The organism is Litoreibacter janthinus, from assembly GCF_900111945.1.
In the GTDB taxonomy this organism is placed as follows: domain Bacteria; phylum Pseudomonadota; class Alphaproteobacteria; order Rhodobacterales; family Rhodobacteraceae; genus Litoreibacter; species Litoreibacter janthinus.
On the sequence record NZ_FOYO01000001.1, the window covers coordinates 1,628,464 to 1,641,623 of the forward strand.

Annotated in this window: 13 protein-coding genes; 4 read left to right on the forward strand and 9 right to left on the reverse strand. The window is 59.2% G+C overall.

Going from position 1 to position 13,160, the window contains the following annotated elements; translation table 11 throughout:
* Positions 1 to 58 precede the first annotated feature (58 nt).
* From BM352_RS08125 to BM352_RS08140, 4 genes are all read left to right on the forward strand, one after another.
* On the forward strand, positions 59 to 1,078 hold the full coding sequence (locus BM352_RS08125) for a sugar ABC transporter substrate-binding protein (protein WP_090214981.1): 1,020 nt from the start codon (positions 59 to 61) through the stop codon (positions 1,076 to 1,078).
* 68 nt (positions 1,079 to 1,146) lie between these two features.
* A complete protein-coding gene (locus BM352_RS08130; RefSeq protein ID WP_090214985.1) occupies positions 1,147 to 2,187 on the forward strand; it encodes an ABC transporter permease in 1,041 nt (346 codons plus the stop codon).
* A complete protein-coding gene (locus tag BM352_RS08135; RefSeq protein ID WP_090214989.1) occupies positions 2,187 to 2,963 on the forward strand; it encodes an ATP-binding cassette domain-containing protein in 777 nt (258 codons plus the stop codon). Before BM352_RS08130 ends, BM352_RS08135 begins: the two co-directional genes overlap by 1 nt.
* A complete protein-coding gene (locus BM352_RS08140) occupies positions 2,960 to 3,577 on the forward strand; it encodes an AAA family ATPase (RefSeq protein ID WP_090214993.1) in 618 nt (205 codons plus the stop codon). Before BM352_RS08135 ends, BM352_RS08140 begins: the two co-directional genes overlap by 4 nt.
* Here BM352_RS08140 and BM352_RS08145 read toward each other — a convergent pair.
* The 9 genes from BM352_RS08145 to BM352_RS08185 all read right to left on the reverse strand — a co-directional run bounded on the left by BM352_RS08145 (position 3,574) and on the right by BM352_RS08185 (position 13,073).
* On the reverse strand, positions 3,574 to 4,617 hold the full coding sequence (locus BM352_RS08145; RefSeq protein WP_090214998.1) for a succinylglutamate desuccinylase/aspartoacylase family protein: 1,044 nt from the start codon (positions 4,615 to 4,617) through the stop codon (positions 3,574 to 3,576). The two genes, BM352_RS08140 and BM352_RS08145, sit on opposite strands and share 4 nt — an antisense overlap.
* A complete protein-coding gene (locus BM352_RS08150) occupies positions 4,614 to 6,266 on the reverse strand; it encodes an AMP-binding protein (RefSeq protein WP_090215001.1) in 1,653 nt (550 codons plus the stop codon). The genes BM352_RS08145 and BM352_RS08150 overlap by 4 nt, the downstream gene beginning before the upstream one ends.
* A gap of 56 nt (positions 6,267 to 6,322) precedes the next feature.
* Positions 6,323 to 6,766 carry a D-aminoacyl-tRNA deacylase gene (gene dtd, locus BM352_RS08155; protein ID WP_090215006.1) on the reverse strand — a complete coding sequence of 148 codons (444 nt, stop codon included), beginning with the start codon at positions 6,764 to 6,766 and terminating at the stop codon, positions 6,323 to 6,325.
* The gene (locus BM352_RS08160; protein ID WP_090215010.1) at positions 6,763 to 7,683 is read right to left on the reverse strand and encodes a carbohydrate kinase family protein; all 921 of its coding nucleotides are present in this window, start codon (positions 7,681 to 7,683) and stop codon (positions 6,763 to 6,765) included. Before BM352_RS08160 ends, dtd begins: the two co-directional genes overlap by 4 nt.
* Before the next feature lie 13 nt (positions 7,684 to 7,696).
* Positions 7,697 to 8,806, reverse strand: coding sequence for a TFIIB-type zinc ribbon-containing protein (locus BM352_RS08165; protein WP_090215013.1), 1,110 nt, complete (start codon positions 8,804 to 8,806; stop codon positions 7,697 to 7,699).
* Positions 8,807 to 8,891: 85 nt separating this feature from the next.
* Positions 8,892 to 10,019: an SPFH domain-containing protein gene (locus tag BM352_RS08170; protein WP_090215017.1), complete on the reverse strand. Its 1,128-nt coding sequence runs from the start codon at positions 10,017 to 10,019 to the stop codon at positions 8,892 to 8,894.
* Positions 10,020 to 10,046: 27 nt separating this feature from the next.
* Positions 10,047 to 10,994, reverse strand: coding sequence for a DUF2927 domain-containing protein (locus tag BM352_RS08175; RefSeq protein WP_139229805.1), 948 nt, complete (start codon positions 10,992 to 10,994; stop codon positions 10,047 to 10,049).
* A 4-nt stretch (positions 10,995 to 10,998) separates the two neighbouring features.
* The gene (locus BM352_RS08180) at positions 10,999 to 12,186 is read right to left on the reverse strand and encodes a toxic anion resistance protein (RefSeq protein WP_090215026.1); all 1,188 of its coding nucleotides are present in this window, start codon (positions 12,184 to 12,186) and stop codon (positions 10,999 to 11,001) included.
* Positions 12,187 to 12,188: 2 nt separating this feature from the next.
* Positions 12,189 to 13,073 (reverse strand): 5-bromo-4-chloroindolyl phosphate hydrolysis family protein, encoded by an 885-nt coding sequence (locus tag BM352_RS08185; protein ID WP_090215038.1) that lies wholly within the window; start codon positions 13,071 to 13,073, stop codon positions 12,189 to 12,191.
* Positions 13,074 to 13,160 lie beyond the last annotated feature (87 nt).

Genomic DNA, 13,160 nt, shown 5'->3' on the forward strand with positions numbered 1-13,160 from the left:
GCCGGGAGGGCGGGGTTCTGATCCGTATGACGGACCACAACATGTCTGGGAGGACATCATGAAAAAATTACTCGCTACGTCGGCTGTCGCGCTGACCACTTTGTCCGGTGCGGCATTTGCTGACGGCCACGCAATCACGGCTTGCCTGATCACAAAAACCGACACCAACCCGTTCTTTGTCAAGATGAAGGAAGGCGCAGAAGCCAAAGCGGCAGAGCTTGGCATGACGCTGAAATCCTTCGCAGGTAAGGTCGATGGCGACCACGAAACGCAAGTCGCTGCAATCGAGACCTGCATAGCAGATGGCGCCAAAGGCATCCTGTTAACGCCATCCGACACATCCTCCATCGTGGCCTCGGTCAAGCAAGCCCGTGATGCCGGCCTCGTCGTGATCGCACTCGACACCCCGCTTTCCCCAATTGATGCGGCCGATGCAACTTTCGCGACCGACAACTTCCTCGCGGGTGAGCTGATCGGTAAATGGGCTGCCGCCACACTGGGCGACGACGCTGCAAACGCTAAGATCGCCATGCTCGATCTCGCTGTTTCCCAGCCAACTGTTGGTGTCCTGCGTGACCAGGGCTTCCTGCAAGGCTTCGGCATTGATCTGGGTGACCCTAACAAATGGGGCGACGAAACCGATCCGCGTATCGTTGGCAATGACATCACGTCTGGCAACGAAGAAGGTGGCCGCAAGGCGATGGAGAACCTTCTTGCGAAAGACCCTGAAATCAACGTCGTCTATACCATCAACGAACCTGCCGCAGCGGGCGCGTACGAGGCACTGAAAGCCTTCGGTCGTGAGAACGACGTGCTAATCGTGTCCGTCGATGGCGGCTGCCCCGGCGTCCAGAACGTCAAGGATGGCATCATCGGTGCGACCTCGCAGCAATACCCGATGCTGATGGCCTCCAAAGGCGTCGAGGCGATTGCCGCATGGGCCAAAGACGGCACCAAGCCAGCACTGACCCCGGGCAAGGACTTCTTCGACACTGGCGTTTCGCTGGTCACAGATAAACCAGCCGAAGGTGTCGAAAGCATTGACGTCGCCAAAGGCACGGAGCTTTGCTGGGGCTAACGCCTGCACGACTATGAAAAAACAAGGGGCGGTGCATTCCGCCCCTTCGTCTTCAACGGGAGGGAACGATGTCCAGCGCAGACACAACAAATGATGGGGTCGCCAAGTTCGAGCAACCCAACAGGGGCTTTCTAGGCACTGTCCAACACCTGCTACACGTCAATCCGGCGCTTGTGCCGCTGATCGTCCTAGTGGCATCGATTGTGGTGTTCGGGCTTTTGCTCGGCTCCAAGTTCTTTTCTCCCTTTGCGCTCACGCTGATCTTGCAGCAGGTGCAGATCGTTGGCATCGTCGCTGCCGCGCAGTCGCTGGTGATCCTGACCGCGGGCATCGACCTGAGCGTCGGGGCCATCGCGGTGATCTCCTCGGTGGTGATGGGGCAATTCACCTTCCGTTATGGCCTGCCGGTGGAGTTTGCCATCGTTTGCGGCCTGATCTTCGGCACAGCCATCGGCGCCGTGAACGGCTGGCTCATCGCGGCCATGAAGCTGCCGCCATTCATCGTGACATTGGGCATGTGGCAAATCGTGCTTGCCGCCAATTTCCTCTATTCCTCGAACGAGACGATCCGGTCTCAAGACATCGCAGAAAACGCCGCGATGCTACAATTCCTTGGCGCGAAGTTTAATATTGGCGGCGCGGTCTTTACCGTGGGCGTGTTGTTCATGGTGCTTCTTGTGATCTTGTTGGCCTACGTCTTGCGCCACACCGCTTGGGGTCGTCATGTCTACGCCGTGGGCGACGACGCCGAAGCTGCAGAGCTGTCGGGCGTGAATGTCAAAGGCACGATCATTTCCGTCTATGCAGTTGCAGGTCTGATCTGCGCCTTTGCAGGCTGGGCCTTGATCGGGCGCATCGGGTCGGTGTCGCCAACCTCTGGCCAGCTTCTCAACATCGAATCGATCACCGCCGTGGTGATCGGGGGCATCTCGTTGTTCGGCGGGCGCGGCTCGATCCTAGGGACATTCTTCGGGGCGCTGATCGTCGGGGTGTTCACCCTCGGCCTGCGCCTCATGGGGGCGGACGCGCAGTGGACCTATCTGCTGATCGGCGTGCTTATCATTGCGGCTGTGGCCGTGGACCAATGGATCAGAAAGGTGGCAGCATAATGGAACCTATTCTCAAAGGACGCGGTCTCGTCAAACGCTACGGCAAAGTGACCGCCCTCGATCATTGCGACTTTGATCTGATGCCGGGGGAAATTCTGGCGGTGATCGGTGACAACGGCGCAGGTAAATCCTCACTGATCAAAGCCGTCTCTGGTGCGGTCGTGCCGGACGAAGGCGAGGTTTTTCTGGAGGGCAAGAAAATCAGTTTCACTTCGCCCATCCAAGCCCGCGAAGCAGGAATCGAGACGGTGTATCAGACCCTCGCTATGTCTCCCGCTCTGTCGATTGCCGACAACATGTTCATGGGGCGCGAGTTGCGCAAACCGGGCTTCATGGGCAAATGGCTCCGCCAGTTGGATCGCGCAGAAATGGAGCGTCTTGCCCGCGACAAGCTGACTGAACTGGGGCTAATGACGATCCAGAACATCAACCAAGCGGTCGAAACCTTGTCTGGTGGTCAACGCCAAGGCGTGGCTGTTGCCCGTGCGGCAGCGTTCGGCTCAAAGGTGATCATTCTTGACGAACCAACCGCCGCCTTGGGTGTTAAGGAAAGCCGGAAGGTGTTGGAACTTATTCAGGACGTGAAGTCGCGCGGCATCCCGATCATTCTGATCAGCCACAACATGCCGCATGTGTTCGAGGTCGCCGACCGCATCCACGTCCACCGCCTCGGCAAACGCTTGTGCGTGATCAACCCAAAGGATTACACCATGTCAGACGCGGTGGCGTTCATGACCGGTGCCAAGGAGGCGCCTGCACAAACCGAGGCTGCATGACCGACGACCTTACAGCTCAGATCAAGGATTTGATTGTTGCACAGCCGGCGCCTCACGGGCGTCGGCTGATTGCTGTTGCAGGCCCGCCGGCAGGTGGAAAGTCGACCTTGGCCGAGCACTTGGCCGAAGTCCTGCCAAATGCGGCGGTCGTTCCTATGGACGGTTTTCACTTAGACAATGACACACTATCGGCGCGCGGGTTGCTGGCCCGTAAAGGGTCGCCCGCAACGTTCGACGCTTTAGGGTTTGTGAAACTGGTCAGCGCCCTTCGGGACCCTGTGGAGGTTGCCTATCCAACCTTCGACCGCAGCAGCGACAGCGTCGTGCCCAGTGGCGGATCAGTTTCCGCAGACACTGACACAGTCATCGTGGAGGGCAACTACCTGTTGCTTGATGATGCGCCATGGAACCAACTTCGTCAGTTCTGGGATTTGAGCATCTTTCTGGATGTCCCCTTCGAGGTATTGCGCGAACGCCTGTTGCAGCGTTGGCGAGACCACGGCTACTCGGACAGCGATGCGTTAACCAAAGCTGAATCCAACGACCTACCCAATGCGCGGGTCGTGATGGACAGCGCGGCGAACGCCATGCACGTCGTGTCTTTTACCGGTTAGATAATCTCGTCCTCGTCAAACAGCGGGTCTTCCTCCAGCTGTGCCGACAGATCCTCTACCGCCGTTTCCGCACGGGAGTTCGAGATGACTTCGGCAATGTGGTAAATGGCGTCGCCCTCGTTGACGATTGGCATCACAGCGCGGCCAACGATGATGCCATCGAAAGACGCAAACAGCTCCACTTCGTTCTCGCCAAACGGATCGGAGACAGCCGCCAGAAGCTCCCCGTCTTTGACCACGTCACCTTCGCTTTTGAACGCGCGCAAAAGACCACCCGCAGGCGCGCGGACCCATTTGGACGATTTGCACAGGATCGAGCTGGCCTTGGCGGGTGCCACCGCTTTGCGCGGCAACATCTCGCGGGTGGCCATCACCCGCAGGATGCCCGCAACTCCGGCGCGCACATACATTTCGTCAAAGCGCAGCCCTTCGCCCGCTTCGTAGAGCAAGACGTCTATTCCAAGCTCACGCGCTGCCGCACGCAATGAGCCTTCGCGCAATGAAGACGTCAGAATGACCGGCGCACCGAACGCTTGCGCCAGTTTCATCTTCTCCGGGGCTGTGCCGGACACGCGAATTTGCGGTAGGTTGGTGCGGTGGATTGCAGCGGAATGCAGGTCGATGCCAAAGCTGCACCGCTCCACCACATTGGTCATGAAGTCATGCGCCAACCGCGAGGCCAGCGACCCCGCTGGGGAGCCGGGGAAGCAACGGTTCAAGTCCCGGCGATCAGGAAGGTAGCGCGAGTGGTTATGAAACCCGAACGCGTTGACGATCGGGACCACCAGCAAAGTTCCCCGCAGGGAACCCAAGGATTTCGTTCGCAGCAACCGCCGCAAAATCTCGACCCCGATCACCTCGTCCCCGTGGATCCCGGCGGAGACGAACATCGTGGGGCCGGGGCGCCTGCCATGGATGACATGCACCGACATGGTGACAGGTGTGTGGTCCGACAGGGTCGAGATCGGCAGGTTCACCGTTTCCCGCGTACCAGCAGCGATTTGGTGGCCGCCGATTTCGAACGGCTCGCGATTGTTCATGTGGTGCCTGCCTTTTTCTGTGTGCCCAATTCGGCGATCATGGTGTCGCTCATGATGAATTTCTGCGGTTTGCCCGTCACCGTCATTGGTAATTCGTCCTTGAAGCGGATGTGAAGCGGCAATTTGTAGTGGGCGATCTGCCCTTTGCAGAAGGCGAGGATATCCTCGGCGGCGGGGGTGGCGTCCTTATGTGTCACGATCCACGCGCAAACGACCTCCCCATAGGTCTCATCGGGAATGCCGAACACCTGCACCTGCGCCACGGCAGGATGGGTGAACAAGAACTCCTCGATCTCGCGGGGATAGATGTTTTCGCCACCGCGGCAGATCATGTCTTTGACCCGTCCCGTGATCATCGCATAGCCCTCGTCATCCATCGTCGCCAGATCGCCTGTGTGCATCCAGCCGTCGCGAATGGCGCTGGTGGTTTTCTCGTCTTCGCCCCAATACCCTTGCATGACGGAGTAGCCACGCGTCAGCAACTCGCCCTGCGTGCCGACGGGGACTGTGGCCCCCGTTTCGTCGATGATCTTCACCTCCACATGCGGGTGGATGCGCCCGACCGTGCCGACACGCTTGTCGAGCGGATCATCAAGGCCGGATTGAAATGACACGGGCGAAGTTTCTGTCATGCCATAGGCAATCGTCACACCAGTCATGTGCATGTCGCGCTGCACCCGCTCCATGATTGCCCGCGGGCAGGGAGCGCCCGCCATGATCCCCGTGCGCAGGTGGCTTAAGTCGAAGTTGTCGAAATCAGGCAACGCCATTTCGGTGACGAACATCGTCGGCACGCCGAAAAGCGCTGTGCATTTTTCATCATGGACCGCTTGCAGCGTGTCGCGTGGCTCGAACCCTTCGCCGGGAACGACCATCGTCGCCCCGTGCGCCACACATCCGAGCGTGCCCATGACCATCCCAAAACAGTGATAGAACGGCACGGGAATGCACAGCCTGTCAGCCTCGGTAAACGCCATGGTGGCAGTCGTGAAATAGGCGTTGTTGACAATGTTGTGGTGGGTCAGGCTCGCGCCTTTTGGGCTGCCAGTCGTGCCAGAGGTGAATTGGATATTAATCGCGTCATGGGCATCGAGCGTTGCAGAAATCGCATCCAGCCGCGCGGTGTCATCTGACAAAATGTCGTCGAAAGCCAAGAACCCTTCCGGGGCCTCGCCCATGGCGATCACATGGCGCAAGGATTTTGGCTTGGGATCCAGAGCGCGGATCATCTCGAGATAGTTGGATGACTTGAAGCTCTGCGCAGTGATCAGCGCGGCGCAGCCCACTTTTTCCAACGCGTAGGCCAGCTCGGTCTGACGGTAGGCGGGGTTGATGCAAACCAGAATGGCCCCGATGCGGGCGGTGGCAAACTGGGTCAGCAACCATTCGACGCGATTGGGGGACCAGATGCCGACGCGATCGCCTTTCCCAAGGCCGAGGTCCAGCAAACCCGCAGCGAGGCGGTCAACTTGCTTGGAGAATTTGGAATAGCTCCACCTGATATTTTGCTTAGGAAAGATGCAAGCTTCGTGATCGGGCAGGCGCGCGGCGGTCCGCGCTAGAAGGGCCGGAATCGTCAGGTTTAGCAACGGTGTATCCGTCGCACCGCGCACATGTGAAAGCCCGTTGATCGGACGTCTGCTGGTCATATTGAAACCCTCCACATGGCGGAGACTACGCGTTTGATACAGGGCCGCCAATGGGCCTATTGCGCGTCATCCAGCCAGATTGTGACTGGGCCGTCATTGGTCAGACTCACGGCCATGTCGGCACCGAACGCACCGGTTTCGACCGCAACACCAAGCGCGCGCAGGTCTTGGGCAAATGCCTCATAGAGCGCGCGACCCTCATCGGGGGGCGCGGCGGTTGAGAACCCGGGACGGTTGCCGCTACGCGTATCGGCGGCAAGCGTGAACTGGCTTACCACCAGAGCCGAACCACCCACATCCAAAAGCGAGCGGTTCATCTTGCCTGCATCGTCCTTGAAGATGCGCAGTTTGGAAATTTTGGCGGCCATGCGGGCGGTCTGCTCTGGCGCGTCACCCGCCATGGCGCAGATCAGGATCAAAAGACCCGGACCGGTCTGGCCGATAATGTCACCTTCAACGGCGACGGAGGCTTGGCTGACCCGTTGGATCAGTGCCCTCAAAGTTCGTAGTCCCAAGGCGGGTTTGCACCAGCCCGCGACACGGTGATCGCAGCGGTGCGGATGCCCATCGAAAGCGCATCGCGCAACGTCTCTTCCGACAGCGAGGCGAGGGTCGCTTTATCCAGTGCGTCTGCCTTTTGCAGCCCCGCAAGGAAACCGGCGTTGAACGTGTCTCCGGCACCGACCGTGTCCACAACCTCGACCTTGTTGGCGGGGACAAAAACCGAATGGGTCGCAGTGTATCCAGTGGCCCCTGTGGCGCCTTCGGTAATCAAGACCACCTTTGTGCCGCGCTGAATCAGATCCTGCGCTAAACTGGCAAGATCGCCTTCACCTTCGAGCCAGTGCATATCCTCGTCACTGAGTTTTACCACATCGGCCATAGCCATCATCGCCTTGATGCGGGCAATGTAGCCTGCGCGGTCGGTGATGAAAGAGGGGCGGATATTCGGGTCGATCATCGTGACGCGGTTTGTGGACTCGCGGCGCATCAGTGCTTCGTAGGCGCCACCGCACGGCTCACCAACCAAAGAGATGCCGCCGAAAAACAGCGCTGATACGGTGTCGGGCAGCGCTGGCAAGTCGGCCTCGGTCATCATCCGAAGGGCGCTGTTCTCGTCGTAAAAAGTGTAGCTTGCCTGCCCGTCCGTCAGTCGAACGAAAGCCAGCGTGGTGGGCCGAGTGGAGCGGAAGGCAAGATCTGAGGTCACGCCCGCCTCGGTCAGTTTGGTTTCAAGCAACTCTCCGAACAAGTCCTTTGACAGGCCGCAGAAAAAACCAGGTGCCGCGCCGAGCCGCCCCAAGGCGACGGCCGTGTTAAAGACCGCACCGCCAGCATAGGGTGCGAAGGCCAACTCGCCCTCGGCCGTAACGCGGGGCAACATGTCGATCAGAGCTTCGCCGCTGCATAGGATCATCGCAGACACCTTTCTATTGGTTTAGAGCCATTCCATAACCAACAGCCAAGGCTACGAGCAAGCCAATGATAACAGCAAAGGCTATTTTTACAGAAGAATATGGGCGTTCGCCCTTAACAGTCCCGGTTTGTCCGTTCACCACGAAGCGATAGGTCTTCCCGCGATATTTATAGGCAGCCATCCAGACAGGCAGCAGGATGTGTTTGAAAGTCACATCTTTGACCGTGGTGTTGGCCGATGTGATGCGTTGCTTGTCGCCGCCGATGTCGAACCGGATGTCGCGCGTGATCATCGCGTCCATTTGCGCGCGGGCCTCCAGGAAGCCTTGTTCCAGATCAACGGTGTAGCCTTCAGCACGAAACCCGGCCAGGTATTCGGGAGTGTAAGGCGCCAATTGCGACAGCTGCCACGGGGCCAGCGCGTCGGTGTAGCTTTTGGGCAAAGAGGTCGACGCCAACACCAGAACGTCGTCAAAGAACCGCGCCACACGCCCGCCCACGGCTGACCAATGGGTTTTCGCCACTCGCTGCTGGTGGCGCTTGCCGTCACGCATGACGGTGCGGGTTTCGTAGTAAATCTTGCCGCGCTGGCCAGTGTAACTTGTCTTGGTGTCCGCGTCGTAGGTCCAGTAGGGCACATAGATGCCGTCGAGCTTGCGACCCTTTTTAGCGTATTCCTGCAAGCCGTTTGGCGCGAACCAGCGTCTTCCGAGCCAATCGACCATCGCTTTCTGTGCGTCACGTTCCGCGATCTCGAACGGCAAAACGGCATGGGGTTTAATGTGACGGTGTGTGCCGGTGTCGGTGACAACCGGCGTGGCGCAAAACGGGCATTCGGTTGCGTGGCTGGCCGGATCAAACTCGACCTGTGCCCCGCAATTTGGGCATTTCGAGACGCGTGTCTCTTCCATTTCGGAATCTTGGAGTGTGCCGCGCATTGCGGACTGGAAATCCAGTTCCCGAATGGTGGATTGCACCGCTTCGAGCATCGGCTCGACATTGCCGCAATGATCGCATTTCAGCGCATTGTCTTCGGGGTCGAAGCGCAGGTCGGAGCCACAGGTATCGCAAGGAAACCTGTGCTCAATCTCGGGGGCGGTTTTGTCGAGAGGGTTATCGCTCATGACGTATGAAAGTCCGCATCTTCGGCTGGGTGGGTATGAGACAATTCACGGCGGCGCGTATCAACGTACGGCTCCGCCGCATTGCTTAGCTTTGGGGCGGCGGTGGCGGCAGGATCGTGAAAAGCTGTGCCAGCTCTTGCACGTCGTCGGCGGGCAGCCAGCCGTCCTGGCCTGCGGTCCAGACCAACGTGTCGCGCTGCAGCGTGCCATCGGCGGCCATGCGTCCCATCGAAGCTTTGGAGAACGGCCCTTTGGTTTCGCCTTTCTCGGCGATGTGCCAGACATGCTCGACCGGAGGCGGGGGCGGGGGTGCCGCTTGCGTGGCTGCCGGGGCTTGAGGGGCCTGACCCCATGGACCTGCATGAGCCATTTGGCCCGCCATTGCCATGCCCAGACCCGCGCCGATGCCTGCGCCCATGCCGCCACCTGCTGCACCCGTATTGGACGCCGCTGCGGTCATTGCTTCGGCGGCAGAGTACTGCGTGAATTTGCCCAAATCGCCCGCGATGCCCATCGAGGACCGCTTGTCCAACGCGGCTTCGACGGCAGGCGGAAGTGAGATGTTTTCGATGTAGAATTCGGGGATTGTCAGCCCGTATTGCGCCACGATAGGTGAAATGGCGGAGGCAATGAGCTTGCCAAGGTCGCCGGTATTCGCGGCCATGTCCAGCGCAGGGATACCCGATGATGCGATGGCTCGGGAGAATTCCTGAACAATGATGTTACGGATTTGGTAGCTAATCTCGTCCATCGTGAATTCACCGTCTGTGCCGACGATCTCGCGCAGGAACACGGCCGGATCAGTGACACGAACAGAGTAGGTGCCGAACGCACGGATGCGCAGTGGTCCGAACTCTGGATCGCGCAGCATGATCGGGTTCTTGGTGCCCCATTTGAGGTCGTTGAAGCGGGTGGTGTTGACGAAGTAAATTTCAGACTTGAACGGTGACTTGAACCCGTGATCCCAGTGCTGGAGCGTGGTCATAATCGGCATGTTGTTGGTTTCCAACATGTAGAGGCCGGGGGTGAACACGTCGGCCAGTTGGCCCTCATGGACAAACACGGCGGCCTGACCTTCGCGCACGGTCAGTTTGGCGCCGTATTTGATCTCATGTCCTTCCCGCTCGAAGCGGGACACCATCGTGTCGCGGGTGTGGTCTACCCAGTGTATGACGTCGATGAACTCGCCGGTCAGAAAATCAAAAATACCCATGTGGTCCTCACTGAATGGTCTATTGGGTTAGCTCTCGCCGCCCAGAAGCTCGGACGCGATCACTTCGATCACGGGGCGGGCCTGAGCGGGGGTGGAGCCGAGCGGAAGCCGCTCGTCATAGAGAATTTGAAGCAGAATCTCGTCATGCCGCGTGAGCAGCGCGAATTCGTCGTCATCGTTGAAGATCGACGGCCGCGCGGCAGGGCTGTCATTGCTCAGGCCAAGCCCTTGCGCGATTTCTTCGTGATAGCAGCTTTGGCGCAGCAGATCGGGATGCTCCGCCCGCACGATTGCCACAGCGGAATGGAAGCTGTCAGGCGTCGACGCGTCGGAGAACGCATACACGGCGCAATAGATCGGCTTTGGCATATTGGTGATCTGCGAGGCAATGCCCGCGTCCAAACCGGGAATGAGGCGCATCAGCTCCGGGCCGAAAGCTTCGATTTCGTCGACGGTCAGAACCGCCACGTGGAAGTTGCCCTTGCCGCGGGTGACACCAACCGGCGCGCCGGACACGCGTGCCAACCGCTGGGCATAGGCTGCAACGGTTTTTTGATCTTTCACGCGGATATCGCGCGACACGGCGGGGCCAAACTGCATGGAGATGTTGACCGGCTTTTCCCAGCGTTGCACGCGCCCTTCGGAGCGTTCGTTGGTATAAAGCCCGTTTACCAACGTGAATTCGTTGAACACACCGATCTGGATGAAATTATTGACCAGTTGGCGTTTGGAGAACGGTGTATCAATGCCGCCCCCATCAGTGCGCATTAGCCCTTGCGACAGCAGACTGCGCTGCACTTGGGCGTAGTAGGCCGACAATTCCTTGGAGCGGGCAGACGGCTCCACAAGCTTGGGTGCAGTGACCCTTGGGGGAGCCTTGCGCTGTTCGGGGCGGGGGCTGCTCACAGGTTCGTCGCAGGCTGACAGCGTCAAAGCCATCAGCCCCGCAAGAGCTATATGAAGTGCCCCCTTCACCACTTTATCCGGCAGAGCTACCGATGTTGTGGCCAGAGGCGGAGCCGCGTGCAGTCGCAGAGGCCAGCGTGTCGCGCAGTTCCTCTTCCATATGTTGCAGCTCCACTTCCGCTTCGGCCCGCTTGCGCTTGCCTTCGTCGGCGATCTGGAGGCTTTCCTCGATCGTGCCGATAAGGTCCGCATTGGCTTGCTTGACGGCTTCGATGTCAAACACACCGCGTTCCATTTCCTCGCGGATAGCCTTGTTGGCAGTGCGCAGATTCTTGGCATTGGCGGTCAACAGCTCGTTGGTCAGATCGTTCGCATCGCGCACGGCGGCGGCGGCCTCGGAGGAGCGTTGGATCGTCAGGGCCTGTGCCAGCTGTGTTTCCCAAAGTGGGACGGTGTTGACGAGCGTCGAGTTGATCTTTGTCACCAGCGACTTGTCGTTTTCCTGCACAAGCCGGATGGACGGCAGGGATTGCATCGTCACCTGACGGGTCAGCTTGAGATCATGAACGCGACGTTCCAGATCGTCACGCGCGGCGCGTAAGTCGCGCAACTCTTGGGCGACCATGACCTGCTCATTCTCGGCGGCAGCCTTAACGGCGGCTTCCTTGGCTGGGATGTCTTTGGTGTCCAGCTCGGCGATCTTTTCCTCGCCAGCCGTGATGTAGAGCGCCAGTTCGTCGTAGAAATCCAGCGTGCGGTCATACAGAACATCAAGCGATTTGATGTCTTTGAGCAGGATATGCTCGTGTGACAACAGATTGTCGGTGATCCTGTCGATCTGGCCTTGGACGGTTTCGTAACGGGCCATGAACTTGGCGGCAGGCGCAGCGCGGCCCAAGAGTTTTTCCCACCACGACCGCTCGCGGCGCATGTCCATTTCCGAAATCGAAAAACCTCGGATAGTGGTGACGATGTCGCGAAGACTGTTACCCGCGGGACCAACATCCTTGTTCTTAACATCCGCCAGCATGGATTGGCTGATCTCCTGCAGGCCCGCTTGCGCACCGGATCCGAAGGACACGATGGAATTCGTGTCAGTCATGTCGATCTCGTCCATGCGGCGACGTATTTCGGCGGCGACGGGTGCATCTGCTTGCGCCAGTGGCACCAGATCGGTCGAGGGCTCTTTCAGGACCACTGCGGTTAGCTCTTGCAGTGCTTGGGTGGATTGTTCTGCCTTTTGGCGCACGGTGTCGGACATGGTTATTCCCCTTCTGTCAGGCGGATGCCTTCGCGCTGCAAACGGTCGCGCAGCACGTCGATTTCAATATCTAGATCGGTACGATTATCTGACAGAAGCGCCTGATTTTTCGCGGTGAAATTCGCCTCTAGGTCGTCAAGAAGCGAGGTGTAATCAGCCTTGACCGACGGATCGCGGCCTTGGGCGTAAAGCTTGGAAAACTTGATCGTCGCGTCTTTGGCCCCGAGCAAATACACGCCAAGGTAGCGTCTTGCGGTGGTCAGATCGCGCGGATCGTTCTCAACCGTGCGGAAGAACGCGCGGGCGGTGGCTTGGAACTGATCCACACGGGCGATCATTGTGCGGTCGCCAGAGATGGCAATTGCGTCAGACATCGCGCGCAAGTGCCGCTCTGCCTCGTCGACGGCGCGCGCGACGCGGTCCGTCTGGAACGTGTCTACGCCCTCCAGCGCCTTGTCTCGCATAGGATCAAACCCAAAGGAGGTCAGGTGCAGCGCGACGGCGATGATCCCGTAAAGGATGCCGTCCATCAGGCTGGTATCAAAGGTAGCGACACCCACGCCCAACCCCAAGGCAATCGCCCCGAACAGCTTGCGTGGAATGGCGGGGCGGCGAGCGATGGTGCGCGCCTCATAGGCGTTTTGCGCGTCGATCCCTTCGCGCGTCAACCAAGCGCCAAGCGTCATCAGCGCAAACGCCCCGATAGCCACAGCCATATCCTGCGCACCGTCACCGATGGAGGTGAAAAGGATGGGCAGGGCGACAAGAAACAGAAGGTTCGCCCGCGTGCGTCCGCGCGCAGGTCTCTTGCCGGATAACGGGGAGGCTTTTGACGGCGTCGCATTGCCGCCGTTGGGACTGAACTGCCCGCCGAATTTCTGCGCCATCAGATGGCGCCCGCTGATGCCATGGCGACAAGGGCCAAGAGCAATACGTAAGCTATTTTTTGGATGGAACTGGCAGACATACCGCCC

Bases quoted from the DNA above. Each gene is read 5' to 3' on its own strand.
- BM352_RS08140 (WP_090214993.1), top strand. From the start codon at position 2,960: ATGACCGACGACCTTACAGCTCAGATCAAGGATTTGATTGTTGCACAG.
- BM352_RS08180 (WP_090215026.1), bottom strand. From the start codon at position 12,186: ATGTCCGACACCGTGCGCCAAAAGGCAGAACAATCCACCCAAGCACTG.
- BM352_RS08125 (WP_090214981.1), top strand. From the start codon at position 59: ATGAAAAAATTACTCGCTACGTCGGCTGTCGCGCTGACCACTTTGTCC.
- BM352_RS08185 (WP_090215038.1), bottom strand. From the start codon at position 13,073: ATGGCGCAGAAATTCGGCGGGCAGTTCAGTCCCAACGGCGGCAATGCG.
- BM352_RS08135 (WP_090214989.1), top strand. From the start codon at position 2,187: ATGGAACCTATTCTCAAAGGACGCGGTCTCGTCAAACGCTACGGCAAA.
- BM352_RS08160 (WP_090215010.1), bottom strand. From the start codon at position 7,683: ATGATCCTATGCAGCGGCGAAGCTCTGATCGACATGTTGCCCCGCGTT.
- BM352_RS08170 (WP_090215017.1), bottom strand. From the start codon at position 10,019: ATGGGTATTTTTGATTTTCTGACCGGCGAGTTCATCGACGTCATACAC.
- BM352_RS08130 (WP_090214985.1), top strand. From the start codon at position 1,147: ATGTCCAGCGCAGACACAACAAATGATGGGGTCGCCAAGTTCGAGCAA.
- BM352_RS08165 (WP_090215013.1), bottom strand. From the start codon at position 8,806: ATGAGCGATAACCCTCTCGACAAAACCGCCCCCGAGATTGAGCACAGG.
- BM352_RS08145 (WP_090214998.1), bottom strand. From the start codon at position 4,617: ATGAACAATCGCGAGCCGTTCGAAATCGGCGGCCACCAAATCGCTGCT.
- BM352_RS08150 (WP_090215001.1), bottom strand. From the start codon at position 6,266: ATGACCAGCAGACGTCCGATCAACGGGCTTTCACATGTGCGCGGTGCG.